The organism is Erythrobacter sp. NFXS35 (assembly GCF_040148725.1).
Lineage (GTDB): Bacteria > Pseudomonadota > Alphaproteobacteria > Sphingomonadales > Sphingomonadaceae > Erythrobacter.
In genome coordinates this window covers 1183660-1203544 of sequence record NZ_JAGDEB010000001.1, presented here as the reverse complement: position 1 = coordinate 1203544, position 19885 = coordinate 1183660, and the positions used below count along the sequence as shown (strand labels likewise).

General features: G+C 64.8%; 9 protein-coding genes. 7 read left to right on the top strand and 2 right to left on the bottom strand.

The window, feature by feature from the left end; translation table 11 throughout:
* Nucleotides 1-35 precede the first annotated feature (35 nt).
* Both J3454_RS05740 and J3454_RS05735 read right to left on the bottom strand, forming a co-directional pair.
* Nucleotides 36-2174 (bottom strand): S46 family peptidase, encoded by a 2139-nt coding sequence (locus tag J3454_RS05740; RefSeq protein ID WP_349512783.1) that lies wholly within the window; start codon nt 2172-2174, stop codon nt 36-38.
* Nucleotides 2175-2294: 120 nt separating this feature from the next.
* Complete coding sequence (locus tag J3454_RS05735; protein WP_349512782.1) at nt 2295-2915, bottom strand: DUF1826 domain-containing protein; 621 nt, start codon at nt 2913-2915, stop codon at nt 2295-2297.
* Nucleotides 2916-3082: 167 nt separating this feature from the next.
* Between J3454_RS05735 and J3454_RS05730 the strand changes: the two genes are divergently transcribed.
* The 7 genes from J3454_RS05730 (at nt 3083) to J3454_RS05700 (ending at nt 19885) form a co-directional block, all read left to right on the top strand.
* A complete protein-coding gene (locus tag J3454_RS05730) occupies nt 3083-3958 on the top strand; it encodes a 4-helix bundle domain-containing protein (protein WP_349512781.1) in 876 nt (291 codons plus the stop codon).
* 345 nt (nt 3959-4303) lie between these two features.
* Nucleotides 4304-6097, top strand: coding sequence for a ShlB/FhaC/HecB family hemolysin secretion/activation protein (locus J3454_RS05725; protein ID WP_349512780.1), 1794 nt, complete (start codon nt 4304-4306; stop codon nt 6095-6097).
* Between the two features lies 1 nt (nt 6098).
* Nucleotides 6099-12422 (top strand): beta strand repeat-containing protein, encoded by a 6324-nt coding sequence (locus tag J3454_RS05720; RefSeq protein ID WP_349512779.1) that lies wholly within the window; start codon nt 6099-6101, stop codon nt 12420-12422.
* 1 nt (nt 12423) lies between these two features.
* The gene (locus J3454_RS05715; protein WP_349512778.1) at nt 12424-15474 is read left to right on the top strand and encodes a CHAT domain-containing protein; all 3051 of its coding nucleotides are present in this window, start codon (nt 12424-12426) and stop codon (nt 15472-15474) included.
* A 20-nt stretch (nt 15475-15494) separates the two neighbouring features.
* Nucleotides 15495-17552 (top strand): CHASE2 domain-containing protein, encoded by a 2058-nt coding sequence (locus tag J3454_RS05710; protein WP_349512777.1) that lies wholly within the window; start codon nt 15495-15497, stop codon nt 17550-17552.
* Nucleotides 17539-18285, top strand: coding sequence for a hypothetical protein (locus tag J3454_RS05705; protein WP_349512776.1), 747 nt, complete (start codon nt 17539-17541; stop codon nt 18283-18285). The genes J3454_RS05710 and J3454_RS05705 overlap by 14 nt, the downstream gene beginning before the upstream one ends.
* A gap of 214 nt (nt 18286-18499) precedes the next feature.
* On the top strand, nt 18500-19885 hold the full coding sequence (locus J3454_RS05700) for a multiheme c-type cytochrome (RefSeq protein WP_349512775.1): 1386 nt from the start codon (nt 18500-18502) through the stop codon (nt 19883-19885).

Sequence of the window (19885 nt, the reverse complement as noted above, 5' to 3'; positions counted from 1 at the left end):
ACTTATTCAAATCAGGCTGGCTTATTCGGGCCAGCTTATTCGGGAGTCACGCCCATCTCCTTCAGCAGCCGGTCGGCCTCGTCAACCTTGTCCATCGTCCACAGCATGAAGCGGCTGTCGACATGGATCGTGCGGTTGATCGCGGGGTTGTACATCCAGTCCGACACCACGCCTTCGATCGTCCCGTCGAACGCCAGCCCGACGAATTCGCCGCGTGCATTCAGGGTCGATGAGCCGGAATTGCCGTTGGTGATGTCCACGGTGGAGAGGAAATCGACCGGCAGGGTGCCCAGTTCCGGCGCGACGTAATCGCCGTATTCCTGTGCCTTGATGAGTTCGATCATCTTGTCGGGCGCATCGAATTCGCCGCGGCCGGTGTGCTTGGCGAGGATGCCTTCGGCGGTGGTGAACGGCGTCCAGATCTGCCCGTCGACTGCCTTGCCCTTCACCTTGCCATAGGTGAAGCGCAGCGACCCGTTGGCATCCGGATACATCGTCTTGCCCTGCGATGCGGCATAGGCGAGGCGGGCTTCCATGACCTTGGACCGGGCCTTCTGCACGTCGCCCGAACGCGCCTTTTCTTCGGCCTCGCCGGCCATCGCCTCGTCATGGGTGGCAACGGCAAGCTGGATGAAAGGATCGTCCGACGCCCTGAAGTCGGCCACCGATTTGTTCATCCACTCCATCCGCTTGGCGGTGTCTCCCAGCTCGGTTTCGGCGTAGAAGGTCGCCAGATCGCGCCCTTCCATGAAGGCATCGAAGCTGGCGTCGCGCTGGTCGGCGGGCAGGGTGCGATATTCGGCGATGCCGTCTTCCCACAGCGCCTTGTCGATCTCGGGCACGAAGCGCCGCTCGATCCGCTGCATCGCCTGCGCCCTGAAGGCGCGGTCGCGTTCCTGATAGCCGGGTTCGCGCATCCGGTCGGGCTTGGCCTGTTCGATGGCCCAGCGATAAAGCTGGCGTGCCGCACCATAGAGCTGGCTGCGCCCGAGCATGCCGCGCTTGGCATCGGCCAGCGCCTCGGCGTTGTTGGCGGCGATCAGCCGGTCGAGTTCCGCCAGCGCCGGGCCGTATTGCGCTGCACGCGTGGGATCGGCGGCGATCCAGTTACGAAAACCGGCTTCCTCTGCCGCCTTTTTTTCGATCAGCGAGATGGCATCGGCCCCGGCAAGCTGACCGGCGATCTTCTTCTCGTAGTTCTCGACGCCTTGCAGCGTCGCGGCGTAAGCGATGGTCGCGGCCTGATCGCCGGCGGTCAGCGCATCGATCAGGTCGCCGTATTCGGCCAGCATGTTTTGCTGATACGGATAGAGTTCCTCGTAATAGAAGCGCGCTTCTTCGGCGGTGCGCAGGCGCTCGGTAGTCCCGGGGAAGCCTGCAACCATGATGAAATCGCCTTCCTTCACGCCGTTCTTGGCGATCGGGAGCCAGGCGTTGGGCTTGAACGGCACGTTGTCCTTGCTGAAGGCGGCGGACGAACCGTCCGGCGCGACATAGGCGCGGTAGAACGCGAAATCGCCGGTGTGGCGCGGCCACATCCAGTTGTCCTTCTCGCCGCCGAAATTGCCGACACCTGCGGCAGGCGCATAGACGAGCCGGACGTCCTTGATTTCAAGCTGCTGCTGAAGCCAGTATTGCTGTCCGCCGAAATAGGGGCGCACATCGCAGCGGCGGTTGGCCTGCTTTTCGCAGGCTTCGATCAGCGCGGTGCGGTTGGCCTGCAGCCGGTCGTAGCGAGCGCGGCCCTCAAGGTTGCCCGCGCCCTTGAGCATCGCGGCGGAGACGTTGCGCAGATCCTCGATCACGTAGACCCGGCTGCCGGGCGCGGCGGGGAGTTCATCCCCCAGCGTCGCGGCTAGGAAGCCGTCTGTTAGGTAGTCCGCCTCGGGCGAGGAATTATACTGCAGCGATCCGGCGACGCAGTGGTGGTTGGTCGCGACCAGACCCTGCGGCGAAAGAAATGCTGCCGAACAGCCGCCCAGCGAAGCGATGGCGGTCAGCGGCGGGCGCTGGAGATCGCCCAAAGTCGCGGCGTCGAGTTCGAGCCCGGCGGCCTTCATTTCGTCTGCAATGGCGCCGGTCTGGCTTGGCAGCCACATGCCTTCGTCGGCCATTGCCGCGCCCGGAATTGCAACGATCAGGGCGCTGGCCCCGGCAAGCAGGAATTTCTTCATGAAAAAGCATCACCTCGTGAATGCGGCCCGCCGCGCGCGCTTGTGCGGCAGTCTGCTGAGTTGCGCCCAATGATGGGCAGGCAAGCGCCTGTAAAGCACAAGCGGGCGTCAGGAAATGGCCTATTGCGGGCTATCGACGAACTGCTTGGCTGCGGGGTTGAGCACCATCAGCAGCCGCGCCGCGCCGGTTCCGGCAAGCGGCGGCGAACGGTGGATGGCCGGCCGGTCAGTCGCGAGCTTGCCCTTGAACAATCCGACATCGAACGGGTTCATCCGGTTGACCCTCAGCGGGTCTTCGCCCGCAGCGACGCGTGCGGCGTCGTCGCCGTCCAGCCAGTGGGTGCCTTCCCCCGCGTAGGTGGTGATCAGCCGCGCGCGGACGTAGTCGGCGTGGAACTTGCGGCAGGAATCGGTGCGGACCACTTCGAGCCGCAGTTCGAACCGGGCGAGGTCCAGCGCCTGACAGAACAGATCGGCGAGCAAGGCAGCGTCGGCGATCAGCGCCGTGTGCAATGACACGCCGCCGAAGCCGTTCTCCGTCAATCCCGAGCGCAGATTCTCGACAAGGTCCGCAAGGGTGCATTCGAACCGCAGGTCGCGCGGGGCGCCTTCCAGCATCGGGACGAAATCGGCGAACGCGGCCCGTTGCCAGATGGCGAGGTTGCATTCTTCTTCGCGGATCGCGTGAAGGATGCGGGGCTCATGCGAGCAGCGGCATCCGGGATCAAGCAATGTGGCCATCGTCAGGCTGCGCCCTTGTGTAATGTTGTAACGTTACCGATAGCGAGCGCGACAGCGGGTGGCAAGCCTTACGCGCCGCGCTCAAAATGTCTCTTGCGAGTGATTATCAATTCCGTCATGGAGGCCTTCCCAATCAACACGCTTCACATCGGGATCGACCGCGCGCCATGAACAGCAAGATCAAACTCTGGACCCAACTTGGCCTTGGCACTGCATTGGCAGGGGGCTTGCTGACCGCTTGCGGCGGTGAGGCGGGCGGCGAAGCGGGGGGCGAGGGCGCGGCCAGCGAGGCGGTCGCACCCGGTGAGAGCGGCGCTGCGGCGGGTGAAGGTGAAGGCGGCGGCGAAGGCGAGGGCGGCGGTGGGGGCGAAGGCGCAGGCGGCGAGGGGGAAGGCGGCGTTGCCGTCAACCGCGCGGATAGCGACCCCATTGTTTACGGCACCGCGCTGGCCGTAACCGAGGCCCACGCTGTGGCCGCGCGCGATGCCTATGCGGCGGGCAAGACCGATGCCGCTGCGGAAATGTTCGCGCACCCCGCGTCCGAGGTGCTGGTCGAAATGGACCCGGTATTCGCCAAGCTCGGCGTCAAGGATTTCAAGCCGCTGCTGACCGATGCCTCGGTCGCGGTGCTCGACGGCAAGAGCGCGGCCGAAGTCGACCAGCGTTACGACGCCATCATCTCCGCCTTGCGCGGGGCTGCGCAAAAGGCGCCCGATAGCGGCGCTAGCAATGCCGCCATCGCCGCAGGAATCATCGCGGACCAGATCGAACGGGCAAGCTCGATGTATCGCACCAGCGCCCGGGGCGATGCCTATGAGCCCTATCTGGACGGTTACGGCTTCTACAAGGTCGCCGATTCCGCCTTCGCGCGCTCGGCCGCGGCGATCAAGGCCGAGAGCCCGGCTGTCCATGACGGCATCGTCGATGCACTGGCGGTTCTGAAGCAGGCATACCCCACTGTCACCCGCCCAGAGACGCTGAGAGTGGAACCCGGCGCGGTTTCGGCGGCGTCATCGAAGGTGATGCTCGCCGCGGGCGGATGATGCGTCAGGGCGCGCTCGCCGCGGCCACTTTCCGGTGCAACTTGTGTAAACGCGACAAAGTAGCCCTTCTCGCGGGAGAATGGGCTCGCATTGCTTGTGTTTGCCGAATGCCGCTGTAGGGTCTTGCCAGTCGCTTGGGGGTGACGGGGTTTGGGCGGAAACGGGGCAAAACGACCCTATACGACCGATCCTGAAAAAGTTGAGCATTTTTGCCGCAGCCAGCGTGGGGATTGCCGCGTCTGCGGGACGAAGCGTCCGGGGGGAAAATTGTCCATCGTTCAGAACAACTGTCGTGCCATCGGGCGTCCGCTGGATGATGCTCACGCCGCCCGGCTGAGGCTGCGGATGAAGCACCGGCATGGTTGGAGCGTGGTTCCCGCGCTCGGTCTTGCGCTGGCAGGGCTGATGGCCGCCGATTCCGCGGCAGCCCAGCAGGTACGCGTCGCGCCCCCCACCCGCAGCGATCTGGTTCCGCCCGAATTGCGGCGCGACGAACGGTCCGTCACGCTCACTGTCGATGGCGATTTCGAACGTGCGCCCTGCGCACTGGACAGGCCGGACCTCGCCGACATCCGCTTCACCGTGCAAGGTGCGCAGTTCAATGGTCTCGACCGCGTGCCGGGCCTCTCGCTCGATAGTGCATGGCGTGCTTACGAGGGCCGCGAACTGCCGGTTTCGGTGCTGTGCGACATCCGGGCCGAGGCCAATGCCATGCTGCGGCGCCAGGGCTATCTCGCAACCGTCGAGATCCCCGAGCAGAGCCTTGCCGACGGGGTTCCCGATTTCAATGTGGTGTTCGGCCGGCTGGTGTCGGTGCGGGTGCGCGGCGACGCCGGGCCATCGGAAGAACTGGCGGCATCCTACCTCGAAAAGCTGACCCGCGCCGATGTGTTCAACACCAACACTGCAGAGCGCTACCTGCTGCTTGCCGACGATATTCCAGGGCTCGACGTGCGCCTGTCGCTGCGTCCTGCAGCGGACGGTGCGCCGGGCGATCTGGTCGGCGAAATCGCCGTGTTGCGGCAGCGCGGCATGGTCGATCTCAACGTCCAGAACTTCGGATCCGATGCGATCGGGCGGTTCGGCGGCGTGTTGCGCGGCGAGCTTTACGATCTCACCGGAATGGGGGATCGCACCACGGTTTCGGTCTTCTCAACGCTCGAATTCGCCGAACAGCAGACGGTCCAGATCGGCCATGATTTCCGGGTCGGCAGCGAAGGCCTGCGGCTGGGCGGACAATTCACCTGGAGCACCACCGATCCAACGCTGGGCATCGCCGGCTTCGACGTCGAATCCGAGACCGTATTCGCCAGCATCTTCGCCAGCTATCCGCTGGTGCGCAGCCGTGCGCACAGCCTGTTTGCCGATGTCGGCTTCGACATTGTCGATCAGAACGTCACGGTCAACACCATCCCTCTGACCGAGGACAAGGTGCGGATGGTCTACGCCCGGCTTGATGGGGCGTGGACGGATCGGGATTCGATCCGGCGCATCGGCGGCTACAGCCCGTTCGAACCGAAAGTGCGGGTGCAATACGGGATCGAGGCGCGCCGGGGACTGGACGTGTTTTCAGCCAGCCCCGATTGCCGTCCCAACCTGCTGGCCTGCCTGATCGGCGGCACCGCCCCGCCGAGCCGGATCGAGGCCGATCCCACCCCGCTGCTGGCGCGCATCAATGCAGGGGTGGAATATCGCCCCGATCCGCTGCTGACCTTCGCGCTGGAAACCATCGGCCAGGTGTCGGGCGATGCCTTGCCCGCCTTCGAGGAACTTGCCGCCGGCAGCTTCTCGATCGGGCGCGGCTATGATCCCGGTTCGGTGCTGGGCGACAGCGGGATCCTGAGTTCCTTCGAGATGCGCTACGGTTCAATTGTGCCCAACGGGGCGGACGCCGTGGCGTTTCAGCCCTATCTGTTCACCGATGTCGCCTGGGTCTGGAACGAGGACCCAAGCCGCCGGCCGACCAACCCCGATCACCTGTGGTCCGCCGGTGGCGGGTTGCGGTTGAACTGGGGCCGCGGGCTGCGCAGCGACATGGTGATCGCCGTTCCGCTCAAACGGCCCGATCTGGCGACTGAGCGCGGCGATGTGCGCTTCATGATTTCCTTGAGTGCCCGCCTGTTCCCGTGGAGATACTGATATGACCGATCCGATCCGGAACCGTTCGCGCCTGCTTGTCGGCTGTGGCAGCTCGGCCCTCGCGCTGGCACTGGCGCTTGGCCTGCCGCAGCGTGCCGAAGCGCAAGCGATCAATGCGACGGGCGACGTGACCGTAGGCAGCGCAAGCATCAACGACTTGGATCCCGGCCAGACCACGATCAGTGTGTTCAGCGAGACCGCAGTGATTAACTGGACTCCGGACGAAGTTAACGGGGATGCGCTCGATTTTCTGCCGACCGGGACGACCGCGATTTTCGAGGCGGGTGAAGGGCAGCTCAACTTCGCTGTGCTGAACCGCATCCTGCCTTCGACAAACGGCAATATCGTGGTGATCGACGGAACAGTCCTCTCGCGCATCTTCGATGTTTCGGGCAATGCGGTGCCGGGCGGGTTCATCGCGTTCTATTCGCCCACCGGGATCCTGATCGGCAGCAATGCCACCTTCGATGTCGGCAGTCTGCTGCTGACGACGCTGGACACCGCCGATGCCAGTTTCCAGAATTTCTTCGAGAACAACGGTACCCTTCAGCTTGCCGGAGCGACCGGATCGACCGCGCGTATCCAGATCGACGCGGGCGCGCAGATTGCGGCCTCGCCTGAAAACGCGTTCTTCGCGGTGGTCGCTGCCGACGTGGCGATGTCCGGGACCGCGCTGGTCAACGGCAGCCATGCCTATGTCGCGGGCGAAGTGGTGAACCTGCGCGTTTCCAACGGATTGTTCGATATCGAAATCCCGGTCGGCACGGCGGCCACCGGCATGGTGATGAACATCAACGGCACTGTCGGCGGGGAATCGAGCGGCGGGGCCGGCGATAATCACATGATCTATGGCGTGGCGGCCGCCCAGAATGATCCGATCAGCATGCTTTTCAGCGGCAACCTCGGCTTCGACGAAGCGCTGGATGCCGGGATCGTCAATGGCGAGATCATCCTTTCGGCCAATTACGATGTGTTCGGGCGCAATGTTCAGGGCGACACGATCAGCAACGGGATCAATGCCGTCTTCGGGCAAGGCCCGGATCCTTTCGCCCCGCCACGCGGCGAAGCCAACATATTGATGCAGGATTTCGCGTCCACCAGCAGTATCCTTGCTATCGGCACCGATACCGTTGGCGCGACTGCCGTGAATTCGGCAAGTTCGGTCGATGGCAACCTGCTGATCGTCGGCCGCCGCAACGCCGAACTGACAGCGGCAAATGGCCAAGCCTTCGACATTACGGGCGATGTGCTGGTGTCCTCGCGCGCTTTCGGCGTCGTCGACATGGGCTTGCAGGATCCCGCCCTGATCAACGCGCAAGGAGGAACCGCCCTCATCGACGTGTCCGACGGCGGGACCATGACCATCGGCGGCAATGCTCTGGTCACCGCCGAGGCGATCGGCGGGGCGCTCGACTTCGATACGGCCGGTACTGCGACAGGCGGCACGGCGCTGGTCGGTTCGACCGGCGGCTCGCTGTCGATCCTCGGCAATGTCGAAGTGAATGCGAATGCGAGGGTGACCGGTCAGGTCTCTTCGCTCACCAATGGCGCGACTGTAACTGGCGGTCTTGCCGAGGTTTTCGCAGCGCAAGGCGGCGCGGTGACGCTGGGCGGCAATGTCGGCATTTTCGCCAGCGCCTTCGGCAGCGATGCTTTGACAAGCTCCGATGCCTTCGGCGGCGCGGCGCGGATGAGCATCATCGGCGAAGGCACGATCGGTATCGACGGAAGCGTCGACATCTTCGCAGATGCCTTCGGCGGCAATTCCGCCCAGTCGGAGCAAGGATCGCTGGGTGACGCAGGCGATGCCGGGATCGAAATCGATGGCGCGGGAACGATCACGATCGAAGGCGGCGTTCTAATCGGGGCATCAGGGTTCGGCGGCACCAACTTCGGTGACGGGTCGGGGCAGGGCACAGGCGGAACTGGCCTTGGCGGGACGGCGCGCGTGTTCGTTGCAGGTGACGGCAGCCTCATTATCGGTTCCGATTTTTCCGCCAGCGCCAACGCGGTCGGCGGCGGCGGTCCGGATGGCGGTGACGCGTTCGGCGGGATTGCGGGCGCCAATGTGCTGACCGGCCTGATCGACATCGGCGGGACGGTTTTCGCCAATGCCGATGCCATCGGCGGCGATGCCGATGACGGATTTGGCGGGAATGGCGGCAACGCATTCGGCGGCAACGCCTATCTGCAGGCCGATGGCGGCCTGAATTCGCCGGGTACCATCAATGCCGCAGGGGCGTTGATTTCTGCCACCGGTTCCGGCGGGCGCGGCGGTGACGGCGACAGCAGCGATTTTCCGGCCGGTGACGGCGGCAATGGCACCGGCGGAAGTATCGCAACCCCCAATCAGGCCGATCCGATGTTCAACGGCGGCGCTTTCCTGCTGGCTGGCGGCGACAACGGCTTTCTCAACATCACCGGCGATGCCTTCGTGGACGCAAGCGGCACCGGCGGGCGGGGCGGCAATGGCGCGCCGAGCCAATTCAGCATCCGTCGGGGCGGCAATGGCGGTATCGGGACCGGCGGCCGGGCAGAGGCCGGACTGGCACTGCTCGGCGGCAGCGGCGCGATCGGCAACGGGGTCGCCAGCTTCGGGTCGCTGTTCGTCGAAGCGAACGCATTTGGCGGCAGCGGCGGTTTTGGCGGACAGACCGGCGATCCCCGCGGGTTCGGCGGGGACGCTTTCGGCGGCGATGCCGTGCTGACCGTCAGCGCCGGTGAGGTCATTGCCGACTTCGCCTTTATCGGGGCGAATGCATTTGGCGGTAATGGGCAGGCCGGTGCCGATGGAGAAGGCGGCAATGCCGGCATCCAAGGGGCACTGAACGGCGCCCTTGCGCTGGGCTCGCTCGATGTCAGTGCGCAGGGCTTTGGCGGTTTCGCCGAATCCGGACCGGGCGGTATTGGCCGTGGGGGTGAGGCGTTTATCGCCTTGGACGGCATCACTGCGACTTTCACCGACGACGTGTTCATCAACGCCGATGGGTTTGGTGGATTCTCGCAAAGCGGCGATGGCGGCGACGGTACCGGCGGCACCGCCTATATCGGAGTGACCGAAGGCACTCTCGGCAGCGGAACCTTCGATGGCAATGCCTCGATAGTTGCCAACGGCTTTGGCGGAGACGGCGGTGCAGGAGCCGCCGGCGGAACCGGTACAGGCGGGCTTGCCTTCGTCGAGGCACAGGCCGGCAGCACGATCCGGTTCGGCACCTTGCAGGTCACGGCAAGCGGCGCAGTGCGCTTAAGTGAAGGACAGCCGGCGCCGCAAGCGGGCCGCGACGGTATCGGCGGCACGGCCGAACTGCGAAGCTCCGGTTCCGGCAGCCAGATCATCGTCGAGCGCAATTTCGGCGATGACTTCGAAGACAGCCTCAATGGCGGCGGGATCGTGGCCGCACTCGGCCTCGGCGGGGATGCCAACGGAGGCAGCGGCGAGGGCGGCAGAGGGGTTGGCGGTTCCATTCTGCTGCGCGCGGCGCTGGGCGGTTCGATCACCCTGCCGCAAGACCCGGTCAACGATCCGAACAGCAATGGCGCGAACCGTCTGCTAGCCTACGGCATCGGCGGCGGATCGAATGTCGAAGGCGGCCGGGGCGGCGAGGGTTCGGCCGGTAGCGGTGAGATCGATATCGAAGGCGGCACGATCATCATGGGCCGGACCAATTTCTCGGTCTACGGGCAGGGCGGATCGAGCCTCGATACCACACGCAACATTGACGGCGGTGGAGGGTTCGGCGGGTCGCGTACGATCCGCGTGTTTGACGGCGGGTCATTGACCGGCGAAATCGCCGAGGGGCAGGCGGGTGGCTTTGGCGGCAACGGATCGGGCAGCGGCAATGGCGGCTTTGCGACGACCGGGCGCAGCGAGATCGAAGTGATCGGCGGCACAATGAATATCGTGGGCAATCTGCTGTGGGTCGATAGCTCGACCGGCGGCAGCGGCAACATCGGAGGCGATGTTTTCGGCGGCGAAGGCTTGCAGTCCGCTTTCGATGCCACCGATGCGACCATCGATTTCAGCGCCAATGGCGCGGGCGAAAGCGGCCTGATCTTGGGCGCCAATCTGCGTGGCGGCGAGGGCATCACCGAAGGAGGGGATGTCAACGGTGGCTTTGTCCGCTTCGCACTCACAAACAGCGATCTCAGTGGGGGCAATATCCTCGTCAGCACGCTGGCCGCTGGCGGTGGGGCTGACGGCCAAGGTGGGCGTGGCGGAAATGCCCAAGCTTCGTCCGTCTCGGTCAACTTTATGAATTCAACGGTCGAATTGCTGGGCAGCAACGAGTTCTCGGCCGTTGCAGTCGGTGGCAATAATACCCTCTCTGGGAGCGGCGGGCAGGGCGGCAATGCCGATAGCGGCACGGTTAGAGTGTCATTAAGCACATCGCAGGTTACCGTGGTGGCGGTAAATTCTGGTCCGGGTATCCTGCGTCTGCGTTCGCAGGCCAGCGGCGGTCAAGGCGACCAGTTGGGCATGGGGCTTAGTGGCACGGCGGAGTTGCAGCTTGTAGGCGGTACGCTAACTGCGGATGAGGTTCGGGTCGAAGCACAAGGTCTGGCGACAGCGATCTCTCCGATCTGCAATATTTCCGATCCCTTTTGCGACACTCCATCAGGTGGCGGCGGGAATGGCGGTCTGGCCGCAATCACACTGCAGGGCGATGCCGTTCTGAATGCCGGGCTGATCGAACTGGTCAGCGATGCCGAAACATCGGCTGGCGGCACTGCGCAAGCAGGCACGTCATCGCTAATCATTGCAGCCGGCAGCTCGGCGCAAGTTTTCGCCGACGAGATCATTCTGACTGCCGATGCATTCGGCGGCAACTCTGGGGAAGCAGCAAACACTGCCGGACGCTTTGTGGTGGAAATCGGCGGGGGAAGCCTGAACACGGCCAACCTGTCCGCTTCGGCGCGCGGGGACACGCTTTCTTCCAGTGCGCCGCCGTCGCTGTTGGTCGCGGAAGGCGGGGACATCAATGTCACCGGCAACCTCGATGCTTTCGCGCTGGGCGATATTCAGGTTCGCACCGCTCAGGGCAACATCATTGGCAGCGCCACCGACAGCGCCACAACCACCACTATCGATTTGTTCGCCCGAGGCATGATCTCGATACTTGGCGATGACGACGCGGCGATCGGCCTCGGCGGGGACGAGATCACCCTTACCGCACGCGAAATCGACATCGAAGATGGCGCAAGGATCGGGGCACGCTCCGTATTGTTCAATTCGCTGGATCTCAATCACACCGCGATCATCGGAGGCGATGTCGATGAGATCGGCTTCACGCTGACCGCGGCCGAAATAGGACGGATCAATGCCGATAATTTCGCTTTTGTCGGTTCGTCGGTCATCACCGAAGATCCAAATCAGCCCGATGTTCTCGTTCGTGACTTCACCATTTCCGGTTCGCTCAACGATGGGTTTTCTCGTTTCAGCATCTTCCCCGTGGCCGAGGGCCCGGGCATCGTCCGGGTTGAGGGAACGGTTTCCTATCTCAACGCGGCAAGCGAGGACGAATTCGTCATCGGCGCGGGCGAGCGGATCGAAGTGGTCACGCCCGGAGGGATACGGATCACCGATACCGATGGCTTGCCCGGCGGGATACTGACGCTCAGTGCGGACGATCTCTGGGTCGCCGATGCCGACACTATCGCGCAGTTGCAGTCCGACCGGGCCTTCGCCGGACGCGACGAATTGCTGGCGGTTGCTGTTGAGGGCAGCGATGACCCACTCGGCTATCTGCGCGCAGGCGAGGTATCGATTTTCGTGGGTGAAAGCCTCCTCGTCCGCAACACCGGCGGGTCCACCGGGCAGGGCGGAATCCTGGTGGGTGGCGGCGGTCTGTCGATTGCTGCCAGCAGCAGTCAGGGTGAGCCGCTCGACGTATTCGCCTATGGTCGCCGCCAGCGCGACGATGGCAGCTTCGTGACCGGCAACGACTTCTTCAGCGAAGTGAACTTCAATCGCACCGGACAAGGCCTCACCGCCTATCTTGAACTGAGCGCATTCAACGACTGCATCATCAACACCGGCGAATGTCCGCTGCCGCCACCACCGCCAACTGAGCCGGAAACACCGCGGCCGAGCAATCCCGATCTGCCGCCGCTAAACAATCCGACGGTCATCCTCGATCCTGTCACTTGGGGTGAGCCGACCGGAGAAAGCGTGGCCGAACAGAACGACAAGTTTGGGATGGATTTCCCCGAACGGCCCGAAGCGCCGTTGATTTCCGAAGAGCCGCTGCTTGACGATCCGGTGACGAGCGGCAGTGACGCGGCGCTTTACTCCCCGCCCGGAAATGCGTCTGCGGAGGAGAAGTAGCATGACCGATCGCTTTATCGCCCGCGCGGCTGCAGCATTGGGCACTTTGTGTCTCGGATTGGGAATGGCCGCTCTGCCGGCGGTTCCCGGCGCGGCGCAGCAGGCCAGCCTCAGCCTGCGCGATACCTTCCCGATCGGGTCCAACGGCTTGTGCGAGGCGCAAATCCTCGCGCCGGAGCCGGGGGCGGGCCTGTTCGACCGGCGCTATTCCGTCATCTGCCGCGATGCTGCCGCGCCGGTGGGCACGCTGTGGGTAATCCGCGGCAGCGCAGGAGACGCGCCCGCATCACGGTTCGCCGGAGCCGAAGCGACCTGCAAGGCCGATAATGGCACTGTCGATACTCCCGGCCTGACCGGCACCGAGCGGCTGGTCTGCGCCCGGAACCAGAGCATAATCCGCACCGAGCTGCTCCTCGCGCGCAGCGGGCAGCGCACCTACGCGGCGAGCGGACTTTCCGCCTATGCCAAGGCGCTCGAACTGGGGCTGGCATCACTGGCGAACGACATGGTGATGCCCGGCACCGTCGAAATTCCGCTGACCAGCGCGACCGACGATCTTGCTTTCGCGCGCCAGCAGGCAGAGGCGATTGCCGCAGATCAGGCGCTGGTCGAGGCCTATCGCCGCAGCAATGCCGGCAATTTCGCAGAAGCGGCAGAGTTTTTCGCGGTGTCTTCGGCGGCGCTGGCTGGTCCCGGCGCCGTCGAGGCGCGGCTGAACCAGGGGTTGCAGCAATCCAATCTCGGCAATTACGCCGAGGCCCGGCGCCTGTACGCCGCGAGCCGCGCCGACAGTGCCGCCAGTCCCGTGCTCGCCCGTCTGCTGCGCAATTACGAAGCGATGGATGCGCTCAACCAGCGCAAGCCCGAAGCTGCGCTGCGGCTGCTCGATGCTCCGCTGCTGTCGGACTTCGGAGACGATGGCGAGATGCGCAAGCTGCGGATCGGCCCCGCCTTGGCCGGCCAGCTTGCCAGCGAGAACAACCGCATTGGCGGTGCCTATTCATTGAGCCTGACCCCGCTGGAGCGGGCGCAATTGCTGGACGGACAGCGTGCCTATCTCAAGGCAACCGCACTGCGGCTGCTCGGCCGGTCAGAGGCTGCGACAACGCTGCTTCAGCAGGCCGAGGCGACGATGGCCAGCGTGCGCGAAGGGCGGGTTGTCTCGATCGTGTGGCTGAGAGCGCAGGTGCTGGGCGAACTGGCCGAAGGCGCCGAACGCCGCGGCCGTCCGGGCGAGGCCGAGGAATTGCATCGACAGGCGATTACCCTGCTCGACGCGACCTATCCGAATTCGCCCGCCTATGACAGCGCGCGCGGCTTGCTGGCCGGGTTCTATGCCCGCGCCGACCGCCGCGATGATGCCCTTGCCTTGTACCGCGAGATTGTCGCGGATGCCGAGGGACGCCCGCTTCCGTCGCTGCGCGGTCTGCTGGCCCCCTATTTCGCGCTGCTGTTTACTGGTGACACCGCTGACGGTGCGGCTGCCGCCGAACTGTTCGCGGGTAGCCAATTGCTTCAGCGCCCCGGCTTGGCCCAGACCCAGGCCGTGCTGGCGCGCGAGCTTTCGGGCGGCACGGACGAAGCGGCGCAGCTGTTCCGCACGACCACCAATCTTGCCCGAGCGATTGAGCAGCTACGGCTTTCGCTGGTCGAACTGCGCTCTGCCCAGGAAATCAGCGGCGATCAGACCTCCGCCATTGCCGAGCGTGAGGAGCGCCTGCAACAATTGCAGTTGCAGCAGGCCGAAGTGCTCCAGAAACTCGCTGCCTATCCGCGCTACCGGGCGGTGACGGAGGGTACGCTTGCGCTGGGCGATCTGCAGGCGGTGCTCGGTGCGGACGAGGCGTATGTGAAGCTCGTCACGCTGCAAGACAGCGCTTTCGTGATCTATGCGACCAAGGCAGGCGCGCAGGCCTGGCGCGCCGATGCGACGCCGGACGAGCTGGAAAAGCTGGTCGGCAGGATCCGCGAGAGCATTGCCATCGCCGAGGGCGGGCAGGTGCTGACCTACCCCTTCGACATCGCCGGCGCGCGCGAGCTTTACGTGCGCCTGTTCGCTCCGGTCGCCGATCGGCTGCCCCAGCTGCGGCATATCGTGTTCGAACCTGATGGCGCGCTGTTGAAACTGCCGATCAACCTGCTGGTGACCGACGATGAGAGCGTCGCGGTCTACAAGGCGCGGCTCGCCGGAAGCAATGCGGACGAATATGATTTCCGCGGCACGGCCTGGCTGGGCCGGAAGACCCAGATCAGCACCTCCGTCGGCGCTTCCGCCTTCCGTGATGTGCGTGCGGCGCGGCCTTCGAACGGCACACGCCCCTATCTCGGTCTGGGCGAGAATGCGCCGCTGGAACCCGGTGCCGCCGGAACCGCAAGAACACGCTCCGCACTGGCCGGAGGCGACAACTGCCAGTGGTCGCCCAGGCTTTGGGCCAATCCGATCAAGGCCGACGAACTGCGTGATGCCGCCGCCCGATTGGGCGGCGCCTCCCGTGTGCTGACGCGGGACGATTTCACGGACAGCGCAATCCGCAATCTCGATGACCTGAGCGAATACCGCGTGTTGCATTTCGCCACCCACGGCCTCGTTACCGCGCCGCAACCCGAATGCCCGCCGCGCCCCGCGCTGCTGACGAGCTTCGGCGAAGGCGAGGGGTCGGACGGTCTGCTGAGCTTCGCGGAGATTTTCGGCCTCAGGATCGATGCCGATCTGGTGATCCTTTCGGCCTGCGATACGGCGGGCAGCGCCACCATAGGTGCGACCCGGGAGGCGGGTGTGACGAGCGGCGGCGACTTCGCACTCGATGGCTTGGTGCGCGCCTTCGTGGGCGCGGGTGGGCGCACTATCTTGGCGAGCCATTGGCCGGTTCCAGATGATTTCGACGCCACCGGTCGATTGATTTCCGGCCTGTTCGCCGAAGACGGGCGCGAAACCGCCGAGGCGCTGCGGTCCTCGCAACTGGCGCTGATGGATGATGCGGATACCTCGCATCCGTTCTACTGGTCGGCTTTCGCCGTGGTGGGCGACGGGGCCGCGAGGCTCGCCCGCTGAACCGGCAGGACAGCACCCGAATGAAGCCGCCGCCGCAGTCCGGCAGATCGCTAACCGGCTGGTTGCGGCGCGGCTGGCGCAACGTGCGCGAAGCGGGCGGGGTGCAATTGACCGCGACCGTCGTGGTGCTGATCGCCGCCGTCTTCATTGCCCGCTTCAGCTGGGTGCTGCCCGATGGGGCAGAGCCCACGCCGCTGACCAGCGAAGCCGAACGCGCGCTGTATGACCTTCGCGCCTACTACGCTGCCGATCTGGTCGAACAGGACAACCGCGTCGTGCTGGTGGTCTACACCGACCAGACCCTCATCAAGGCTCGCAAACGTTCGCCGCTCGATCGCGGCGTGCTGGCCCGGACGCTGCGCAATCTCGATGGCATGGGCGCAAAGGCGATCGGAATCGACATCCTGTTCGACCAGCCTCAGGACGAGGACGAGCAGCTGATCGAAACCTTGCGGACGATGCGCACGCCGGTCGCGCTCGCCTATGCCAATCTTGCCACCAACAAGGACGATATTGTCTACGAGCAGCAGCAATATCTTGAACAGTTTCAGAGCGAGTTCACCGACACGCGGACACGGCCCGCCAGCATCCGGCTCGACAATACCTTCGGGGCGACGCGGGTATGGCCCGAGATCGTTCCTGACCTGCCACCGCTGCTGGGCCGGGCAATGCTGGCGGATGCGGGCGAGCCTGCGACCGGTTTTGCCGGATACGAAGGCTCGATCGATTATCGTCGCGCAAAATTCGTGGATGCGCCGCTGTTCGCCGCGCTTCAGATCGATCTGTTCGCGGATGCCGACCCCGAAGTGCTGCCGTTCCTGGCGGATCAGATCGCTGGCAAATATATTCTGATCGGCGGCGATATCGTCGATTATGACCGGGTCGAGACGACCTTCACCTCAATCACCGGAGAGGTTCCGCCGGGGATCGCCGTCCATGCCGAGATTATTGCGCAGATGCTCGATAATCGTCACCTTGCCCCGATACCGAACTGGGTGCTGTGGATGATGGCCGTGCTGGTGGTGCTGAGCGCCGCGCTGACAGCACTGCTCGAATGGCCTGCACGGCGGCTCGCACCGTTCCTGATCCTGCTGATCCTCTCCTTCATCGGCATCCCGGCGCTGCTGCAATTTCGCAACGTCGATACCTATGGCCTGCCTGCGGTCGGTTGGCTGGTGGGCTGGATCATCGCTTTTACCGCAGTCACCGCCGCGGCCCGCGCTTCGGGCGCGGTACAGCGCAATTTCGCCGCGGGCGCGCTCGGCAAGTATATTCCGCGCGACATTGCGCAGGCGATCATCGACAAGCCCGAGTTGCTGTCGCTGGGGGGCGAAAAGCGGGAAATCTTTGTGCTGTTCAGCGATCTGGAAGGCTTCACCAAGATGAGCCATGCGATCCAGCCGGAAATGGTGGCAAAGCTGCTTAACCGCTATCTCGATCTGCTCAGTCAGGTGGTGCTCGACCATGGCGGGGTGATCGACAAGTTCGTCGGCGATGCGGTGGTCGCGTTCTGGGGTGCGCCGATTGCCCGGCCCGATGATGGCACGCGCGCCGCCAAGGCGGGGTATGCGATCTGGCAGGCGGGCGAGCACTTCCGGCGCGAGGTGGCGGCGATGGATGCAAGCTTGCCGCCGATCGGCAAGACCCGCGTCGGCCTGCATTACGGAGAGGCGGTGATCGGCAATTTCGGCGGAGCGACCCGGATCCAGTACACTGCACTGGGGGATTCGATGAACACCGCCGCGCGGCTGGAGGCGGCCAACAAGGCGCTCGAATCGAGTGTCATGGCGAGCAGTGAATTCGCCGAGGCATCGACGCTCGATTGGTGGCGCCCGATGGGCCGGGTGCAATTGCGAGGCCGAGCACGGCCCGTCGACCTGTTCGAGCCCATTCCGGAATTTCCGGGTACTGACCGCGAAACTCTGGCAAGGGCCTGTGTGCTCGCTGCCAGCGACCGCGCGGCAGCGATCCGGCTGGTAGAGGATGTCGCGGATCGTCATCCGGATGATTCAGCGTTACGTAATCTGGTAAAGCGGATGCGGGAAATGGACGAGGGAGGAACTTATGTTCTCGGTTAGAATGAAACGGACGATGGCGGCGATGGCACTGGGCGGCGCGGCACTGGCTTTGCCTGCAGCGGCAGTGGCCGGGGTCGTGGTCAAGTCCACCGGCCCTTCGTCGAACAGCTATCCGGTCGGCACGAAGCTGGATGACGAGGCGAGCATCACGCTGAAGGCGGGCGACGTTGTCACCGTGCTGACCTCTGATGGAACCCGTGTCATCAAGGGCGCAGGCACCTTCCGCGTGGGCGATCGCCCGCAGGTCGCCTCGAACCGGTTTGCCTCGCTCACCCGCAAGCGCGCAGCGACGCGCGTGCGCACCGGGGCTGTGCGGGCGCCCGAGGACGACGTCGTAAGCAACCCCAGCCTGTGGTACGTCGATATCACCCGATCGGGTACGTTCTGCTTGTATGATCTTGCCACCGTGCGCCTGTGGCGTCCGGGCACCGAAGGGACCGCCACCTACCGCATCACCGGCCACGGCGAGAGCGATGTGCAGGCCGAAGTCACCTTTGACGACACCGTCACCGTCGCCGCGCTCGATCCGGCGCGGGTCCCGGTCACAGAGGGCGGTCATTACATGATCACCGCCCCGGACGGCACCACCAGCGCCGAGGTGAATTTCGTGCTGCTTGCCGATGATTACGAAGCGCCGGACTTGCTTGCCGAAGCCTTGATTGCAAAGGGATGTTCGGTGCAGCTGGAGGCGCTGGCGAGCACCATGGAGGCGAGCGCCGAAGCTGCCAGCTGAGGCGACTGCCCGACGTGCATCGCTCGGCGAGCATAAAAGCGCGGATTGCCTGTTGCATCGCACTGCCAAGCTTGTGACAAGGGGCCGGGCGGCCCGACGGGGAGTCGGCAATAAGGGGGTTCCTGACGCGGCTCTACAAGCGCGTTCAGGGATCGATTGCTACTCCACACCGGTATAGCAAGTATTGGTGCCAGGGCATCTCGGGGGGGATGAGATGACGGGAGTAGTAGCGAAACGGATCCTCGGCTTTCTCCGCAAGCCGCAGGTCGTTCGCCTGCTGGCGATCGCCGGGCTTGCCGCGCTTTACCCCGCCTCGGGCGCGATCGGTAACCCCACGTTCGAAGGCGTCGCCAGCTGCGCCGGATCGACCTGTCATGGCCGTGCAGAAGGCAATGGCGCGGTGGTGCGGCAGGATGAAATCGCGACGTGGCAGGAACCCTCGTCGCCCAGCGGCGCGCATAGTCGTGCCTATGCCGTGCTGGGCGGTCGGCGCGGACAGCAGATTGCAGCAAGCCTTGGTCTTGGTGATGCCAGGCAGGCACCCGCGTGTCTGGGCTGCCATTCGACCTACGCGCCGGTCGCGCAGCGCGGGGCGAAGTTCACGCTGACAGACGGGGTCGGCTGCGAAAGCTGCCACGGCGCGTCCGGGGGCAGCTGGCTGGCGGAGCACTACGCGGTTCCCGCCACCCATGCCTCCAACGTTGCGGCAGGGCTGATCCCGCTCGACAATCCCAAGGCGCGTGCGAACGTCTGCCTTGATTGCCATTACGGATCATCCAAGCCCGGCCAGTTCGTGACCCATGCGATGATGGCGGCAGGCCATCCGCGTGTCTCGTTCGAACTCGACCTGTTCAGCGCGCTGCAGCAGCACCACAATCTCGATTCCGATTACGCAGCGCGCAAAGGCGCGCCCAATTCGCTGCGGTTCTGGGCGGTCGGTCAGGCCGAAGCAGTGCGCCGCGCCACCGGACTGTTCGCCCAGCCGAAGTTCGCGATGGAAGGCGCCTTCCCGCAGTTCTATTTCTATGACTGCCATTCGTGCCACCGGACCATCACCGATGGCCCGGAGCGCAAGCTGACTTTCGAGACCAATCCGGCGCGTCCGATCCCGTTCGGCAACCCGCCCTTCAATGACGAGAATATCATCATGCTCTCGGCAACGGCGGGCGCGCTGGTGCCCGGCGAGGCGGCAGCATTCCGGGCGGCGAGCCGCGATTTCCACAAGGCGATGGGTGCCGGGCCGGGCGAGGCGCGGGCGGCTGCTCAGGCATTGTCGGCGCGGGCCGGTGCCTTGTCCGATGCCTTGTCGGGCCGCGCCTATGCCAGCGCCGATGCCTTCCGTGTTATCGCGATCATCGCGGGCGAGGCGACTGCGCCGCGCTTCACCGACTATGCCGGATCGGTGCAGGCGGTGATGGGGATCGACACGCTGCTGAACGCCCTCGTCAAGGAAGGCCGTGTCACCGCAGGCGCAGCGGCAGGCATTCGCAGCGACCTCGCCCGCGCGTACAAGGCGGTGGACGAGCCCAATGCCTATCGCCCGGCAGATTTTCGCGCCGCGCTCAAATCGGCGGCAGGCGCCATCGGTAGATTGCAATAG

What these genes read in the sequence shown, in the direction of transcription:
- J3454_RS05710 (WP_349512777.1), top strand. Translation starts at nt 15,495, where the DNA reads ATGAAGCCGCCGCCGCAGTCCGGCAGATCGCTAACCGGCTGGTTGCGG.
- J3454_RS05730 (WP_349512781.1), top strand. Translation starts at nt 3,083, where the DNA reads ATGAACAGCAAGATCAAACTCTGGACCCAACTTGGCCTTGGCACTGCA.
- J3454_RS05725 (WP_349512780.1), top strand. Translation starts at nt 4,304, where the DNA reads ATGAAGCACCGGCATGGTTGGAGCGTGGTTCCCGCGCTCGGTCTTGCG.
- J3454_RS05715 (WP_349512778.1), top strand. Translation starts at nt 12,424, where the DNA reads ATGACCGATCGCTTTATCGCCCGCGCGGCTGCAGCATTGGGCACTTTG.
- J3454_RS05740 (WP_349512783.1), bottom strand. Translation starts at nt 2,174, where the DNA reads ATGAAGAAATTCCTGCTTGCCGGGGCCAGCGCCCTGATCGTTGCAATT.
- J3454_RS05705 (WP_349512776.1), top strand. Translation starts at nt 17,539, where the DNA reads ATGTTCTCGGTTAGAATGAAACGGACGATGGCGGCGATGGCACTGGGC.
- J3454_RS05700 (WP_349512775.1), top strand. Translation starts at nt 18,500, where the DNA reads ATGACGGGAGTAGTAGCGAAACGGATCCTCGGCTTTCTCCGCAAGCCG.
- J3454_RS05735 (WP_349512782.1), bottom strand. Translation starts at nt 2,915, where the DNA reads ATGGCCACATTGCTTGATCCCGGATGCCGCTGCTCGCATGAGCCCCGC.
- J3454_RS05720 (WP_349512779.1), top strand. Translation starts at nt 6,099, where the DNA reads ATGACCGATCCGATCCGGAACCGTTCGCGCCTGCTTGTCGGCTGTGGC.